Origin of the sequence: Chryseobacterium joostei, from assembly GCF_003815775.1 — a bacterium.
GTDB classification, from domain to species: Bacteria; Bacteroidota; Bacteroidia; order Flavobacteriales; family Weeksellaceae; genus Chryseobacterium; species Chryseobacterium joostei.
Map to the genome: position 1 here is coordinate 4,006,129 of NZ_CP033926.1, position 15,956 is coordinate 4,022,084.

At 36.3% G+C, this 15,956-nt stretch carries 19 protein-coding genes; 1 reads left to right on the forward strand and 18 read right to left on the reverse strand.

The genetic code is table 11. The features are described from left to right. Nucleotide 1 precedes the first annotated feature (1 nt). From nuoK to EG359_RS18385, 14 genes are all read right to left on the reverse strand, one after another. A complete protein-coding gene (gene nuoK / locus EG359_RS18325; RefSeq protein ID WP_045492868.1) occupies nucleotides 2-331 on the reverse strand; it encodes an NADH-quinone oxidoreductase subunit NuoK in 330 nt (109 codons plus the stop codon). A 4-nt stretch (nucleotides 332-335) separates the two neighbouring features. After that, entirely contained in the window at nucleotides 336-833 is a 498-nt protein-coding gene (locus tag EG359_RS18330) for an NADH-quinone oxidoreductase subunit J family protein (RefSeq protein ID WP_076356193.1), read from the reverse strand. After that, complete coding sequence (locus EG359_RS18335) at nucleotides 833-1,390, reverse strand: NuoI/complex I 23 kDa subunit family protein (protein ID WP_040996950.1); 558 nt, start codon at nucleotides 1,388-1,390, stop codon at nucleotides 833-835. The genes EG359_RS18330 and EG359_RS18335 overlap by 1 nt, the downstream gene beginning before the upstream one ends. A gap of 151 nt (nucleotides 1,391-1,541) precedes the next feature. Further along, nucleotides 1,542-2,606, reverse strand: coding sequence for an NADH-quinone oxidoreductase subunit NuoH (gene nuoH / locus EG359_RS18340; RefSeq protein ID WP_076356195.1), 1,065 nt, complete (start codon nucleotides 2,604-2,606; stop codon nucleotides 1,542-1,544). An 87-nt stretch (nucleotides 2,607-2,693) separates the two neighbouring features. After that, nucleotides 2,694-3,692, reverse strand: coding sequence for a 2Fe-2S iron-sulfur cluster-binding protein (locus EG359_RS18345; RefSeq protein ID WP_076356197.1), 999 nt, complete (start codon nucleotides 3,690-3,692; stop codon nucleotides 2,694-2,696). 41 nt (nucleotides 3,693-3,733) lie between these two features. After that, nucleotides 3,734-4,645 (reverse strand): hypothetical protein, encoded by a 912-nt coding sequence (locus tag EG359_RS18350; RefSeq protein ID WP_076356199.1) that lies wholly within the window; start codon nucleotides 4,643-4,645, stop codon nucleotides 3,734-3,736. 5 nt (nucleotides 4,646-4,650) lie between these two features. Beyond that, on the reverse strand, nucleotides 4,651-6,009 hold the full coding sequence (gene nuoF / locus EG359_RS18355) for an NADH-quinone oxidoreductase subunit NuoF (protein ID WP_076356201.1): 1,359 nt from the start codon (nucleotides 6,007-6,009) through the stop codon (nucleotides 4,651-4,653). A 105-nt stretch (nucleotides 6,010-6,114) separates the two neighbouring features. Beyond that, the gene (locus tag EG359_RS18360) at nucleotides 6,115-6,624 is read right to left on the reverse strand and encodes an NADH-quinone oxidoreductase subunit NuoE family protein (protein ID WP_076356203.1); all 510 of its coding nucleotides are present in this window, start codon (nucleotides 6,622-6,624) and stop codon (nucleotides 6,115-6,117) included. Nucleotides 6,625-6,727: 103 nt separating this feature from the next. Beyond that, nucleotides 6,728-7,951, reverse strand: a complete 1,224-nt coding sequence (nuoD, locus tag EG359_RS18365) for an NADH dehydrogenase (quinone) subunit D (RefSeq protein ID WP_076356205.1) — start codon at nucleotides 7,949-7,951, stop codon at nucleotides 6,728-6,730. A gap of 61 nt (nucleotides 7,952-8,012) precedes the next feature. Further along, on the reverse strand, nucleotides 8,013-8,507 hold the full coding sequence (locus EG359_RS18370; protein WP_076356207.1) for an NADH-quinone oxidoreductase subunit C: 495 nt from the start codon (nucleotides 8,505-8,507) through the stop codon (nucleotides 8,013-8,015). 6 nt (nucleotides 8,508-8,513) lie between these two features. Further along, entirely contained in the window at nucleotides 8,514-9,074 is a 561-nt protein-coding gene (locus EG359_RS18375; RefSeq protein WP_002983540.1) for an NADH-quinone oxidoreductase subunit B, read from the reverse strand. A 118-nt stretch (nucleotides 9,075-9,192) separates the two neighbouring features. Then, nucleotides 9,193-9,564 (reverse strand): NADH-quinone oxidoreductase subunit A, encoded by a 372-nt coding sequence (locus EG359_RS18380; protein ID WP_076356209.1) that lies wholly within the window; start codon nucleotides 9,562-9,564, stop codon nucleotides 9,193-9,195. Between the two features lie 122 nt (nucleotides 9,565-9,686). Beyond that, on the reverse strand, nucleotides 9,687-9,863 hold the full coding sequence (locus EG359_RS22545) for a hypothetical protein (RefSeq protein WP_164463083.1): 177 nt from the start codon (nucleotides 9,861-9,863) through the stop codon (nucleotides 9,687-9,689). 76 nt (nucleotides 9,864-9,939) lie between these two features. After that, complete coding sequence (locus EG359_RS18385; RefSeq protein WP_076356211.1) at nucleotides 9,940-11,076, reverse strand: GNAT family N-acetyltransferase; 1,137 nt, start codon at nucleotides 11,074-11,076, stop codon at nucleotides 9,940-9,942. Nucleotides 11,077-11,180: 104 nt separating this feature from the next. Here EG359_RS18385 and EG359_RS18390 point away from each other — a divergent pair, with 104 nt between their 5' ends. Next, complete coding sequence (locus EG359_RS18390) at nucleotides 11,181-11,891, forward strand: zinc metallopeptidase (protein WP_076356213.1); 711 nt, start codon at nucleotides 11,181-11,183, stop codon at nucleotides 11,889-11,891. Between the two features lie 156 nt (nucleotides 11,892-12,047). Here EG359_RS18390 and EG359_RS18395 read toward each other — a convergent pair whose 3' ends face one another. From EG359_RS18395 to EG359_RS18405, 4 genes are all read right to left on the reverse strand, one after another. Next, nucleotides 12,048-12,650 (reverse strand): IMPACT family protein, encoded by a 603-nt coding sequence (locus EG359_RS18395; RefSeq protein ID WP_076356215.1) that lies wholly within the window; start codon nucleotides 12,648-12,650, stop codon nucleotides 12,048-12,050. A gap of 126 nt (nucleotides 12,651-12,776) precedes the next feature. Next, nucleotides 12,777-12,941 carry a bacteriocin-like protein gene (locus EG359_RS22550; RefSeq protein ID WP_164463028.1) on the reverse strand — a complete coding sequence of 55 codons (165 nt, stop codon included), beginning with the start codon at nucleotides 12,939-12,941 and terminating at the stop codon, nucleotides 12,777-12,779. A 62-nt stretch (nucleotides 12,942-13,003) separates the two neighbouring features. Further along, nucleotides 13,004-14,029: a bifunctional diaminohydroxyphosphoribosylaminopyrimidine deaminase/5-amino-6-(5-phosphoribosylamino)uracil reductase RibD gene (gene ribD / locus EG359_RS18400; protein ID WP_076356217.1), complete on the reverse strand. Its 1,026-nt coding sequence runs from the start codon at nucleotides 14,027-14,029 to the stop codon at nucleotides 13,004-13,006. A 63-nt stretch (nucleotides 14,030-14,092) separates the two neighbouring features. Then, a complete protein-coding gene (locus tag EG359_RS18405; protein WP_076356219.1) occupies nucleotides 14,093-15,895 on the reverse strand; it encodes a DUF349 domain-containing protein in 1,803 nt (600 codons plus the stop codon). Nucleotides 15,896-15,956 lie beyond the last annotated feature (61 nt).

A 15,956-nucleotide genomic window follows, 5' to 3' on the forward strand; every position in this document is an offset into this window, starting at 1 on the left:
CTTATCCTCTTAATTTATTAAATATACTCACATCTACAGAACGGGTATTTCTATACAGCATAGCAATAATTGCCAGACCTACCGCTACTTCAGCAGCAGCAACCACCATAATGAAGAACACTAAAAGTTGTCCGTCTCCGTTACCTTTGTATGCTGAAAAAGCAGCCAATAAAAGGTTTACAGAATTAAGCATAAGCTCTACACAGCCCAGAATCACAATAGCATTTTTTCTAAGCAATACGCCCATCACTCCTAAGCAGAATAATACTGAACAAAGGATAATGAAGTAGTTCAAAGGGATGCTTTGTATAAATGTATTTACTTCTCCCATAATTTTATAAATCTTTTTTACCGATTAATACCGCGCCTACAATACCTGCTAAAATCAGGATGGAAGCAAGCTCAAACGGTAAAACATATTCATTAAACAAAAGTCTACCCAGATTTTTAGTAAGACCTACACCTCTGTCTACATTCTCCACTACAATGTGGTTATCTTGTACTCCTCTGAATACTCCTAAAACTCCTAATAAAAGAAGACCTGCTGTAAAAACTCCAACAAACTTTAAAGTATTGTTCTTCTTACTTTCGTCTCCTTTATTAAGGTTAAGCATCATTAAGATGTAAAGGAAAAGTACCATGATGGCACCTGCGTACACTATAATCTGGATGATTGCAAGGAACTGGGCATTCAAAAGAATGTACATTCCCGCAATTGAAAACATCGTTACAATTAATGACAAAATAGCATAGAGAGGATTTCTTGCAAATACAAAATAAATTGCACTAGCCACTGCTAAAAACGCCACCAAGAAAAATAAAAACTGATCCATTATTTTACCGCATTTTTTTGTTTCTCGGATTGTCTTGTCGTGATATCAATCCTTTCATTTATTTTTTCAACTAATTTATCTTTTCCATAGATGAAAGAACCTCTGTTGGTTTCTACGTCTACCAGTCTGTCTGTAAGATAGATGGCAGATTTAGGACAAGCTTCTTCACACATTCCGCAGAAAATACATCTTAGCATATTGATTTCATATACTGAAGCATATTTTTCTTCTCTGTAAAGTCCTTTTTCCTCTTTGGTTCTTTCAGCAGCAGTCATCGTAATGGCTTCTGCAGGACAAGCTACCGCACAAAGTCCGCAAGCTGTACATCTTTCTCTGCCTTCCTCGTCTCTTTTCAAAACGTGCTGACCTCTCCAGATGGTAGTTCTTGGCTTCTGTACTTCCGGATACGAATATACTGCGGGAGCACCCTTTATCACGGTTCTTACAGCATGCTTAAATGTAATCCCCATTCCTGTAAAAATTGCAGGTAGGTAGATTTTTTCAGCAAGGGTCATTTCTTTATTGGAAACAACTTTTGATCTGTTTGTAAGTTTCATTTAATTATAGATATTAGATGTTAGACGTTAGATTTTAGACTAATCCTGTCTGTTATCTTAATTATTTAATATTGATGATTGAATATGATAGGCTAAAGATAAAGCTTTGATTTCATTATCAAATTCTCAAATTAGCTCATTTTCAAAATTTCTAGTTTGCAAATGCTAAAATTACAGCTCCTGTAATTAATAGGTTTACCAATGCCATAGGAATCAATGTTTTCCATCCTAAGTGCATTAACTGGTCATATCTGAATCTTGGAAGCGTCCATCTGATCCACATGAAGATCAAAATTCCGACTACAGTCTTCGTTAAGAATGCTACGATACTTAAGATTCCTGCAATGTTTTCTCCCCAGTTCTGAGTTACCCATTCAATCCCAGGATAGTTGTATCCTCCGAAGAAAAGTACCACCATGAAAGCATTAGAGATAAACATGTTCACGTATTCACCAAACATATATAAACCTAACTTCATGGAAGAGTATTCTGTAGAGTATCCTGTTACCAATTCAGATTCACACTCAGGTAAATCGAAAGGGTGTCTGTTTGTTTCTGCTAAAGCAGCTACAAAGAATACAAGGAAGGCAATTGGCTGATAGAAAATATTCCAGTTCATACCAGAACCCCAGGGAATTACTCCCCACAATTTTCCGGTAGTCTGGCTTTCAGTAATTTCTTTTAAGTCTAAACTTCCAGACATCATAATGATAGAAAGAAGTGCAAGTCCCATTGCCAATTCATAAGAAATCATCTGAGAAGAAGCACGGATAGCACCTAATAATGAATATTTGTTGTTTGAGGCCCAACCTCCGATCATGATTCCGTAAACACCAATTGAAGCCATTCCGATGATGAAAAGTACACCAACATCAATGTTAGCAACCTGAAGATCAAAAGAAGTACCTGCAATATTTAAACTTTTACCCCAAGGAATAACAGCTCCCGTAATCAATGAAATAAACATTACCAAAGCAGGTCCTAATACGAAAAGGAATTTTTCTGCATTGGCAGGGGTGAAGTCTTCTTTAAAGAAAAACTTCCCACCATCAGCAAGAGGCTGTAATAGTCCGAAAGGTCCGGCTCTGTTAGGACCAATTCTATCCTGCATGATTGATGCAACTTTTCTTTCTGCCCAGGTAGAGTAGGCTGCAATCGTTAACGATAGCAAGAAAAGTGCTAATACAAGTATAAGTTTAAATGTAAGTAAATCCATTTTTTTGTTATAGATGTTAGATATTAGAAGTTAGAAATTAGAAAGTCTGTGATCTAATGTCTGAAATCTGATGTCTTTTAATTAAAATTATTTTTCGTCTTTTTCACTGATTTCTTTAGCCATAGGATTGTCTAAAACTCTTAGTTCATCCTTAGGTTTTTCGTAGTGGTTCAATGAAATTACAGAGTGTCTGTCGATATGTCTAGGACTTTCGATGTTCCAATCTGATAATGCTTTTCTTTCGAAACGACATGTATCGCAGATGAATTCTTCTACTTCACCCCATTGGTCTTTTCTTGCAGTTACTCTTACAATTTCATCCCCTTTCATCCAAACTACAGCTTTTCCTGAACACTTATCACATTTACAAGAAGCATTCATTGGTTTTGTGAACCAAACTCTGCTTGCAAAACGAGCCGTTCTGTCTGTTAATGCTCCTACCGGACAAACGTCAATAACGTTTCCGATGAAGTCATTATCTAAAGCTTTATTTAAATAGGTTGAAATTTCAGCGTGATCTCCTCTGAAAAGAATACCGTGTTCTCTTGTTTCTGTAAGTTGGTTTGCAGTTAATACACATCTTGCACAAAGAATACAACGGTTCATGTTCAATTTGATGTTCGGTCCAAGATCATCAGCTTCGTAAGTATTTCTTTCGAATTCTGTTCTTGTACTATCCACACCATGTTCATATCCTAAATCCTGAAGATGACATTCTCCTGCTTGATCACAGATAGGGCAGTCTAGCGGGTGATTTACCAATAAAAATTCGGTAACCGCTTTTCTTCCTTCCTGAGCTTTCTCAGAAGTAAGGTTTTTTACTTCCATACCGTCCATTACATTAGTTCTGCAGCTAGCGACTAATTTTGGCATAGGACGCGGATCAGCTTCAGATCCTTTAGAAACTTCTACAAGACAAGTTCTACATCTTCCTCCACTAGTCTCTAATTTGCTGTAATAGCACATAGCAGGAGGTACAGATTTACCACCAATTTGTCTTGCAGCTTCCAAAATGGAAGTACCAGGCATCACTTCGGTAGTCTGTCCGTCTATAGTTATTTTGAATTTTTTAACTTCTTCGCTCATATGATATGCTTTAAGCTTTATGCGTTAAGCAATAGGCTTTGTTATTTATATTTCTTTGTATTAAATGTATATCCAATTCCTGCTAGAACTTGTCCGAAAACAAAATCCTGGCGTGCTTTATCAGGCTTGTTATTTAATGTAGTTTTAATATCCCACATATTAATATAACCGGCTTTTCCCTCTACTCTAAGCATCCAGTTTTTCCAGAAAACTAAGTTAAGGCTGGATCTGATATCGGTTCCCATCCCTGCAACGTGAAAACGGTCACTTCTTTCATTTCCAAAAAGTTTTACATTACTTTTCGGAAACATAAACCCGATCCCGGCTCCGTAAGACCATACTAAATCTATATTTTTCTTATGAATAAGATTTTTGTATTTCTCAAGACCTAAATTTTCATAATTTAATCCGTCTGTATGTTCAAAAGTAAGGAACTTCTCATCTGCCAGGTTTACCTGTCCGTTTTGTACCATTGCGGCATATTCAGGATCTGAAATATGTCCTTTAAAGTTAACAGTTTGATTTTGATCCATCACATATTTCATGTGATCAATTCCTAAAACAAGTGCTAAATTATCTTTAATAAAATATCCTATTCTGAAATTATACTGCGTTACGGTAAACCAACTTGGATCGAAATAAACGATTCCAAATTTTGTAGGCCTGTCTTGTGCCGTTACATTATTCAATTGAAAATCGTATCCGTTTCCAGTAAAGTGGATATCAGAATTACTATAAGCAGCTCTGTTCCAGCCATAAAAAACGAAAACCTGACCTTTCTTACTTAATGGATTAGGCTTTTCCTTTTTTTCAGCTTTAATCTGCTGTTTCTCACTCGCTACATATGATAAATCCTCTTCAACGGATCTATTATAGTCTGCAGTATCTGTTTTCTTATTTTGTGCAAATACAAAATTCGACATCATTAAACCAACAACTAATAACTTCTTCATTTTAACTAAGCATTTTTTTCAACAGCCGGAATAGGATCTGCATAATGTGCTAGTCCGTAGTTTTGAGTCTGAGATAACTCAGGGTTTTTCACGTGCCACTCAAATTCATCTCTGAAGTGACGAATTGCTGCTGCAACCGGCCAAGCTGCTGCATCGCCCAATGGACAAATAGTGTTTCCCTCGATTTTTCTCTGGATATCCCAAAGTAGATCGATATCTTCCATCTTACCTTCTCCTTTCTCTATTTTCTTTAGGATCTTGTGCATCCATCCCGTTCCTTCACGGCAAGGTGTACACTGGCCACAACTTTCATGGTGATAGAATCTCGCCAAGGTCATGGTATGTTCTACGATACACTGGTCTTCATCCAAAACGATGAAACCTCCTGATCCCATCATGGTTCCGGTAGCAAAACCACCATCAGCCAATGATTCATAGTTCATATATCTAGGCTCTCCGTTTACCGTTCTCAGCAATAGATTAGCTGGAACAATAGGAACGGAACTTCCTCCAGGAATACAAGCCTTTAATTTTTTTCCGTCTTTAATACCACCACAATATTCATCAGAGTAGATGAACTCTTCTACAGTGATCGTCATATCAATTTCGTATACCCCCGGTTTGTTGATGTTTCCACAAGCAGAAATCAATTTCGTACCTGTAGATCTTCCCACTCCGATTTTAGCATACTCAGCACCTGTAATATCAATGATTGGAACAATTGCTGCAATAGATTCAACGTTGTTTACCACTGTTGGCCTTTCCCAAAGTCCTTTTACAGCCGGGAATGGTGGTTTTAATCTTGGGTTTCCTCTTTTTCCTTCAAGGGATTCAAGCAATGCAGTTTCTTCCCCGCAGATATATGCTCCACCTCCTCTCTGTACATAGATTTCAAGATCGAAACCAGTTCCTAAAATGTTTTTACCTAAAAATCCTGCCGCTTTAGCTTCTTCAATAGCTTCTTCAAGGATATCCGGAATCCATGAATATTCTCCACGGATGTAGATATAAGAAACATTCGAACCTAAACAGTAAGATGAGATCAGCATTCCCTCGATCAATAGGTGAGGAAGGAACTCCATCAGATATCTGTCCTTGAATGTTCCAGGCTCAGACTCATCAGCATTTACTACAAGGTGTCTTGGTACCCCTTCTGGTTTTGCCAAAAAGCTCCATTTCATCCCTGTTGGGAATCCAGCTCCACCACGTCCTCTTAGTCCTGAAGCTTTTACTTCTTCAAGAATTTCGTCCGGAGTCATCTTCAAGGCTTTCTCAGCTGCAGTATAACCTCCCTGTTTACGGTAAGTTTCAAAGTAGCGGATACCTTCTATATGTACGTCTTTAAGTAAAAGTTTTTTACTCATTGTTTATTATGCTTTTAGCTATTGGCTTATCGCTTTTAGCTTTTTTGTATTTATTTTAAAAATTAACTGATTTGAAATCCCCAAATCTGGGATTTTAAACCATTATTAGTCTAAAGCAAGTTGTCCCTGTCTGCAAAGATCAAGGATTTCGTCTACTTTTTCTATCGTTAAATTTTCATGGAAGAATTTACCTAGCTGTAGCATCGGTGCATATCCACAAGCTCCAAGACATTCAGCTGGCTTTAATGTGAACATACCGTCTTCAGTAGTTTCTCCATCCTTAATGTTCAGTTTGGTTCTGATATGGTCAAGGATTTTTTCGCTTCCACAAACCATGCAAGGTCCTGTTCTGCAAACTTCCAAAACATATTTACCCACCGGCTTCATATTAAACATCGTATAGAAAGTAGCCACTTCATATACCTCAATTGGTTGGATACTTAATAGTTCTGCAACATAATCCATCACAGGAACATCTAACCATCCTCCGAATTCTTTCTGTGCTAAGTGAAGTACAGGAAGAAGGGCAGACTTTTGTCTTCCTTCAGGGTATCTTGCGATAATTTTGTGTACCTGTGCTAAACTTTCCGGTTTAAAAGCTATTGTTTCGCTCATTTTTTTAAATGTATTATTGTACAACGTACAATGTACTAATGACTTATTTATTCGATCATTGTAAAATCATGAATACATTTTACAATGGTACTTTTTACAATTGTTATGCGTCTAATTCTCCCGCAATAATATTCATACTACACATCGTTACAATGGCATCCGAAATTACAGAACCTGTAATCATTTCAGGGTATGCCTGATAGTAGATGAAACATGGTCTTCTGAAGTGAAGTCTGTAAGGGCTTCTTCCTCCATCACTCACAAGATAGAAACCTAATTCTCCGTTTCCTCCCTCTACAGCATGGTAAACTTCTCCTTTTGGTACATCTGTTTCTCCCATTACAATTTTGAAATGGTAGATCAATGCTTCCATTTTACTGTAAACATCTGCCTTTTCAGGAAGATAGAAATCAGGAACATCCGCGTGGAATGGTCCTTCCGGAAGATTTTCGTATGCTTGTTTGATAATTTTAAGTGATTCCCAGATTTCTTGTTGACGAACCATGAAACGGTCGTAAGTATCTCCTGAAGTTCCTACAGGAATAATAAAGTCGAAATCTTCGTATGATGAATAAGGCTCTGCAACTCTTACATCATAATCTACACCTGCTGCACGTAGGTTGGGACCAGTGAAACCATAGCTTAATGCTCTTTCGGCAGAAATTGCTCCTGTACCGATGGTTCTGTCCATAAAGATTCTGTTTCTTTCTAATAAAGTACAGAATTCTTTAAATCTTGCAGGGAATGTTTTTAAGAAGTCTTGTAATAACTCATGGAATTTTGGAGTGAAATCTCTTTCAAATCCTCCAATTCTTCCCATATTGGTCGTCATCCTTGCTCCGCAGATCTGCTCATACATATCATAAATACGCTCTCTTTCGATGAACATATATGTAAGACCTGTAATTGCTCCTGAGTCCATTCCGGTTACCCCATTACAAATCAGGTGGTCACCAATTCTGGCAAGCTCCATTAAGATAACACGCATATAGTCTACACGCTTTGGAACTTTAACGCCGATTAGCTTCTCAACTGTCATGTGCCAGCCCAAATTGTTGATTGGTGCAGAACAGTAATTCATACGGTCCGTAAGAGTAGTGATCTGAGAATAGTTTCTTCTTTCAGAAATTTTCTCAAATGCTCTGTGAATATATCCTACCGTCTGCTCTGCATGAAGAATTCTTTCCCCGTCCATCGTTAAGATATTCTGGAAAATCCCGTGAGTAGCAGGGTGGGTAGGTCCTAAATTGAGGGTGTATAATTGTCCGTCAATCTGTTCCTTACTTTCGTATTGGTTTAGTATATTAGATAATGAGTTATCTTTCATAATGATTGCTTTTAGCTATTTGCTTCTGGCTATTGGCTAGATACCATTGGCCATTCGCTTTTTATCTTCCGAACATATTATCATTCTTGTCGGTTCTTGTACCGTCTTCCAGTCGATATTCTTTCAACATTGGGTGGTATCCAAGATCTTCCATATTCAGGATAGGTCTAAGATCAGGATGTCCTTTAAACTTAATCCCATAGAAATCATACGTTTCTCTTTCCATCCAGTTAGCTCCTGCATATAATTCAACAAGAGAATCCACTTCAATATTTTCTCTGGACATAAAGATTTTCAGACGTAATCTGAAATTAGCCATCATATTATGTAAATGGTAAACTACACCTATTTCCTTTTCCGGAAACTCAGGATAGTGAATTCCACAAACATCAGTAAGGAAATTGATTTCCAAAGATGAATCTTTAAGATAATGAATGATCTTCTTGATATCTTCTTTTTTCACTTCAATAGTCAGCATTCCATACGGCTCTGAACTTGAAATAACAGATTCCGGAAATTCTCTGGTAATTGCTTCTAATACAAATTCGTTTGTCATTTCCGTTTAGTTGCTTATGTTGTAAGAATCTAGTAATTTCTGATATTCAGGCATGTCTCTTCTTCTGATGCTTTCGCTTTCTGCAAGAGCCTGTACCTGCATTACCCCTTCAATAATTTGTTCTGGTCTTGGAGGACATCCAGGAACGTAAACGTCCACCGGAATGATCTTATCTATTCCCTGAAGAACAGAATAAGTATCAAAAATACCACCACTGGAAGCACAAGCTCCAACAGCTACTACCCATTTCGGTTCAGCCATTTGAGTATAAACTTCTTTAAGGACCGGTCCTAATTTTTTTGATATAGTTCCGCAAACCATCAGCATATCTGCTTGTCTTGGAGAGAAAGAGTTTCTTTCCATACCAAATCTTGAAGCATCATAAGTAGGGTTCAGGGTAGCCATAAACTCAATACCACAACAAGAGGTAGCAAAAGGCAATGGCCAAAGTGAAAACTTTCTTGCCATACCGATTACACTGCTCAGTTTTGTTGCGAAAAACCCTTCCCCTTCATATCCTTCGGGAGCAGGTGCATCTGTTCTTATTACTGGTTTTTTATCTGACATCTTGTAGATGATTTTAAATTTTAGATTTTGAATTAAAATTTTGGATGATTTTTCTAAGAAATCCTCTTTTGAAGAATTGCGATCCAAAATCCATCATTCACAATTCGTAATTTTACTTTTATTTATCCCAATCTAAGGCACCACGCTTCCATACATAGAAAAACGCCACGAAGAAGATCGCAACGAATGTAAGTACAGCCAGGAATCCTTCCATGCCGAATTCTCTGAAGTTTACCGCATATGGATAAAAGAATACGATTTCAATATCGAATAGTACGAACAATACCGCAGTCAGGAAGTACTTGATAGAAAACGGTGTTCTTGCATTTCCCTCACTAGGAACCCCACATTCCCAGCTTTGGTTTTTTACAGAATCTCCTTTTTTCTGCTTTGGACCTAGGAAATGTGCTCCAAGTAAAGAAACAGCTACGAATGCTACTGCTACACCTGCCTGGATAAGGATTGGAATATAACTTTCAGGTAAATTCATTTTTGCATTATTATCTCAATTTGCAAATTTAGCGAATAAACAAGAAAGGGTGAAATTTATCAGCTTAAAAGTCGGCTGAAAATGTGGAAAAATTACAATTTAGAATCAATAAAAATAACAAATTATTTCTTCATTTTTTTTAAAAGAGAATATGCCATGAATGAGATATATCCAAAAAGAAGACTGGCAAAAATAATGTTGATCACAGTATTGGTTCTGTCATCCTGTGATTGTAGGAAGAAATTATAAATGATAAATCCTGCGATTAAAATAGCAAAGATGATAAGCTGTAGTTTCATAGCGTAAATATAGAGAATTTAAAGATTTAATGGTTGCTGGATAATGAAAATGAAAGCATTACCCCATGCTCATTATTTATTGCTCATCATTTATCATCAATGAATAGGTTCTTCTTCTTTTATGATTTACAGGATTGTAATCCTGCCATAGAACCTGTACACTTTTGTTTTCTTCCAGTTCAGGATTGGTTTCTGCGAAATTAATTCCCATGCTTGTAAATCGTACAAAAATTTCCTTAAAGATAATAGCTGTTACGCCACGTCTCTGATATTCGGGATGAATACCTATAAGGTAAAAGTTCGCACGATCATTTTTCTTGCTTGCCTGTAGAAAATGCCACCATCCGAAAGGGAATAATTTTCCTTTTGACTTTTGTAAAGCCTTAGAGTAAGAGGGCATGGTAATAGCAAAAGAAACCAGTTGCTGGTTTTCATCCACTACACATATTACATAATTTTTGTCAATAAGAGGGAAGTATTTCTCTTTGTAGGTTTTGATCTGTTCGTCCGAAATTGGAGTATAGGTAGAAAGATGTTTGTAAGTTTCATCCAATAACTTGAACATGGGTTCTACATAAGGGAGGATTTCTTCCTTTGATTTGAATTTTAGAACGCTTAGTTTATATTTTTGAGCAATCAGCCCACTGAATTTTTCTACTTTTTCAGGAAGTACTTTTGGGAAATTCATTTCATACTCTACCCATTCTTTTTCTTTTACTAATCCTAGGTTTTCAAGATGTTCAGGGTAATAGGAGTGATTGTAAATTCCAATCATTGTTGCCAGTTTATCAAATCCCATTGTCAGCATACCTGCCTTGTCAAGATTGGTGAACCCCATTGGGCCCTCAATTTTGTCAATTTTATGTTCTTTGGCGTAATCAATTGCTGTTTGAATTAAAGCCTTTGAAACCTCAGTATCATCAATGAAATCTATCCAGCCAAATCGCACCTTTTTAATGCCTAATTCTTTTTCTTCCTTATGATTAATAATTACAGCAATTCTTCCAACTACCTTATTGTCTTTTATGGCCAGAAATTGTTTGGATTCGGAATAATCTAACGCCGGATTTTCTTTTGCATCCCAAATTTTCATTTCATCTTTAATAAAGGATGGAACGTAGTACGGATTATTTTTATATAAATCCATCGGAAATCTTACGAATTGCTTGAGCTGACCAGCTGTTTTTACTTCAATAATTGAAATTGTAGACATGTTTTTTGAGGTAATTTAAGGACAAATATAAATAATAATATCGGATACTTTGGCACAGTTTTTATATCATTATGGTTAAAAATTGAACACAAAATCTATATAAAATGGCGGGTTATTATATCATTATTGTTATTTCAATGCTGGTGAGCTGGTGGGTTTCATCAAGGTTGAAATCAAAATTTGAATATTATTCCAATGTACATCTGCGAAACGGCCTTTCGGGGAAAGAAGTAGCAGAAAAAATGTTGAGAGATAACGGGATTAATGATGTTCAGGTAATATCAGTTCCCGGACAGTTAACGGATCACTATAATCCAGGAGATAAAACAGTAAACCTTTCCGAAGGAGTATATATGCAGAGAAATGCAGCTGCAGCAGCTGTAGCTGCTCACGAATGCGGACATGCCGTACAACATGCAAGAGGATATTCAATGTTGAACCTACGTTCTAAATTGGTTCCTATTGTGAACATAAGTTCCAATCTGATGCAGTTTGTCTTAATTGCAGGTATCGCAGTAATGGCAGCTTCAAGAACAATTGAAAATCCAAATGGTAATACAACTGTTTTAGCGATTGGGGTAGCAATGTTTGCAGTAACAACTCTTTTTGCATTTGTAACGTTACCGGTAGAATACGATGCAAGTAACCGAGCGATGAAATGGCTTAAGGATACAGGAACTGTAACTGCTGAAGAATTTGTAGGGGTTCAGGATAGTTTAAAATGGGCAGCTAGAACTTATGTGGTAGCAGCCTTAGGATCTTTGGCTCAACTTCTTTACTGGGGATCTTTACTTCTCGGAGGAAGAAGAGACTAATCTTTAAGATTAAATGAAATATATAGCATCTCAGATTGTTTTCTGGGATGTTTTTTTGTTTAATAATGTGAATGAAATGTTCCATTAGAAGAATATTAAATATAAAATTCAGCTATGGATAAGTTTTAAGCTTTCCTTATAATTATGGAGAGGTCATTAATCATTAAATTCAAATGATACGTGTTGCATTTCGGATAATTTTTCTGAAATGCCTTCTCTTTGTGCGAGTTTTAATGAAGCTGTAAGGATACAGTTCTCATTGGCATCAAAATTAAGAACCTTAGCATCAAATTTTGAAAGGAGCGTGAAGATTGTATTCTGCTGATTAAAATTGAACTGTATTTCAATTTCTGTTTCCAGTTCTCTTGTGATAATGCTGGCTTCTTCAAGGGTTATCTTTGCTGATTCTTTGTAGGTTTTTACCAACCCGGAAACACCCAGCTTGGTTCCGCCATAGTAACGCACTACTATAACCAGTACGTTGGTAACTTCATTGGCCAGTAGCTGGTTGTAGATGGGAAGTCCTGCACTTCCTGAAGGTTCTCCGTCGTCATTCGCTCTGTAGTTTTCTCCACTTAAACCCATTCTGAAAGCATAACAATGATGGGTTGCCTTTGGATGTTCTCCTCTAACCTTTTCTAAAGCAGCTTTTAACTCTTTTTCATTGTTAACAGGGTAGGCAAATCCGATAAATTTGCTTCCTTTTTCTTTTAACAACGTATTTTCTATGGGGTTTTCTATGGTTTTGTATTCAAACATTTACTCTCAGCAGTTAGTTTTGCAAATTTAAAACTTTAGCATTCACTATCCATGTGTATTCGTGAAAAAGTACTTTAATAAAAAAAGAGCGGAAACGCTCTTTTGATTTGTATATATTAAAATAGTCTAGCAAGGAAAACTTCCATCTACCCAAGGTGGTGGGCAGCTCATGCTGGATGGAGTAGGGCAGCAATGTTGCCATGCAGGTGGATAATATGAACAACATTTAGGGGCTATACCTCCTTGTACTTTTTTTAAACCTTGTCTTGAAACTTTCTTTATGTTTTTCATGGTAATATTTTTTGGTATAACTAATATAAAGAAATTATTTCATGTTCGGGTGATAAAATGCTTTATTTTGATTTAAAAAAAGAAATGGTATTATCCCTGTAGTTTTCTGTTTTGCAGGCTGTATGGTTAAATTTGGGGGCTTTTGTGCCATTTTCTAGTTTGAGATTTTCATTTTTAATGATAATGGCTTCATCCCAAAGATCAGCATCAATAAATTGTTGTAATGTAAAACGGCCGCCTTCAATAATAACGGATTGTATTTGTTCTCTGTATAAAGCTTCCATTAAACTTGTAAGAAAATTTTCTTTTCCTATTTTAATGAATTGGATATTGTTTTCAGTTTCTTCTTTGATGGTATTTAAAACCAGTGTTTTTGCTTCATTATTGTAAATCTTAAAGTGCTGAGGAACTTTTAAGTCGAAATCAATTAAGATTCTGGTTGGGTTTGTTCCCTCAACATTTCTTACAGTTAAGCTTGGATTATCATGTAATGCAGTTTGTGTTCCTACTAAAATGGCATGCTCATCAGCTCTTAATTGGTGAACAAACTGATTGACCAAAGCGTTTGATATGGAAGTAGGCTTAAAATCTTTGTCTAAAAACCCGTCACCCGACTCTGCCCATTTTAAAATAATATAAGGTCTTTTCTTTTCATGATAAGTGAAGAATCTTTTATTTAACTCAATGCATTCTTGTTCAAGGATTCCTGAAACAGCTTCAATCCCTGCATCCTGAATGATTTTTTTTCCTTTTCCGTTAACCTTGTCATGGGAGTCCATAGCTCCAATGACTACTTTTTTAAAGCCAAGTTCTTTAATCTTTAAAGCACAAGGTGGCGTTTTTCCGTAGTGAGCACAGGGTTCCAATGAAACATAGATGGTTGACTCAGGAATCAGGCTCTTATTTTCAACAGAGTTGATAGCATTGATTTCAGCGTGTGGTTCTCCTGCTTTATGATGATATCCTTCGCCAATAATTTCTCCATTGTGTACAATTACACTTCCTACAAGTGGGTTAGGGTAGGTTTTGCCTAGAGCTTTTTGGGCCAGCTCAATGCATCTTTTAATATATAATTCGTCGTTGTTCATGTTTGTAAAAAGAAAAAGCGAAGACAAATTGCTTTGCTCCGCCTTTATTTATTGTATTAAGGTTTATTCTCCGGCAATGATGCTGTGGAGATTCTGCTTTAATGTTTCCAGATGAGCTTTCTTTTCATCAATGGTGTTGTAAGTATCTCTTAAAAGAGGATTTTCCCTTGATGGTTTGTTGAAGAAAGATAGGTTGTTTTCCAGTTTTACAATTTCTCCTTCAAGATCAGATATTTGGTTTTTGATCTTTCTAGCCTTGTCAGTAAGTTGGTTTTCAGATAAACCTTCTTCTTTCAGTTCAAGTTCATTGATCTTATTGATCTTTAATTTTTCTCTTAAAGTCTTGTTGAACTCTGTATTAATTGAAATTTTATCTCTAGGAACTTTCCCGATATTATTCCAGGATGTCTTAATTTGTTCAATTTTTTCAATACTTCCTTCTTCGTTGGAGACTGTTTTTAATTCTTCAAGAAGAGCTTTTTTATTTTTATAGTTCTCTTTCCAGTTATCTGTGGAAGTGTTGCTCTTTTCTCTGTAATTATTGAAGAAGGCGTTACATGCATCACGGAATTCATCCCAGATTTTATTAGTCATGCTCTTTGGAACATGGCCAACCTTTTTCCAGTCTTCCTGAAGTTTTTTGAATAATGGAACAGAGATATCCCACTCTTCATTGCTCTGGTTGTCCTGAGCAGTTTGTATTAATTTAAGCTTTTCTTCCAGGTTAGCTTGCTGAGAACCTTTTAAAGACTTGTAATAGTTGTTTTTTGTGGTATTGAAGCCTCTAAGTGTTGTTTTGAAATCATTCCAGTTTTGGTTGGAAAGTTTTCTTGGAACACTTCCTGTTTTCAAAAACTCAGAACGTAAATCCTCCACTTTTTTAATGGCGTTTTGCCAGTAGTTGTGGTTAGGTGTTTCTGCAGGTTCAGAAAGTTTCTTGATTTCAGCAATAATTTCGTTCTTTTTCTCAAGATTTGCACCTTGCTCTTTTTCTATGGATGCTGAAAGTTCAGATTTTCTTTCATGAATTTTATTGGAAATTTCCTTGAATTCTTCCCAAGTTTTTTCACGGAATTCTTCTGCTACAGGTTCAGCTTCTTCTTTCCAAAGCTTATGAAGATATTGAAGTTCATTTAAAGCTTTCTGAATGACAGGTTCATTTTCCAGTTCCTGAGCACGGGCAATGATGTGCTGTCTTTTTTCAAGATTATGGCTGTATTCCTGTTCTAAGAATTCTTTATTAAGATCCAGCATCTGATAAAATTGATTCAGGTGGTGGAAATAGTTATTGTTAAGGATTTTAAACTCAGATTTAGCAACCTGTCCGGCTTTTGACCACTCTTCTTTGATCTCACGAATGGATTTAAAAAGATTAGTTCCCGGTTCAGAGTTGGTATAAAGGTTTTTTAATCTTTCAATAATGCTTTGACGGTGTTCAAGATTTTTTTTCTGCTCTTCTTCCTGTCCTTTCTGGAAGTTGTCATGCTTTTCTCTAAAAATATTGACCAAAGCAGAAAATTTAGTCTGTGACGGGTGCTCATAACTAAAGTTTTCAGGAGCATTTCCTGCATCTACATACTCATGCTTTTTATCTTCCACTTCATCATGGATGTAATGACTTGCTTTTTCTTTTAACTGATTGAATCTTTTGAAATTTTCACCAGCATTTTGAGTGTTGATGATTGTTTCCATTTCCTTTAAGGCATCAGTCAGGGAGATTTCAACTTCTTCATGTTCTTCCAGGTGTTCTGCATCATCTTCATGGGTGGGTGCATCATGAGAAACGGTGTTCTCTAATGTCTCCTGAGATACGTCATTAGGATTTTTCTTTTCTTCGTTTTCAGAAAGATTGTTTTCTGTAGTCATAGCAAATCTTTTATGTGAGTGGCGTTAATATCCTTTGAATATAACTGTAAGGCCAATTAAA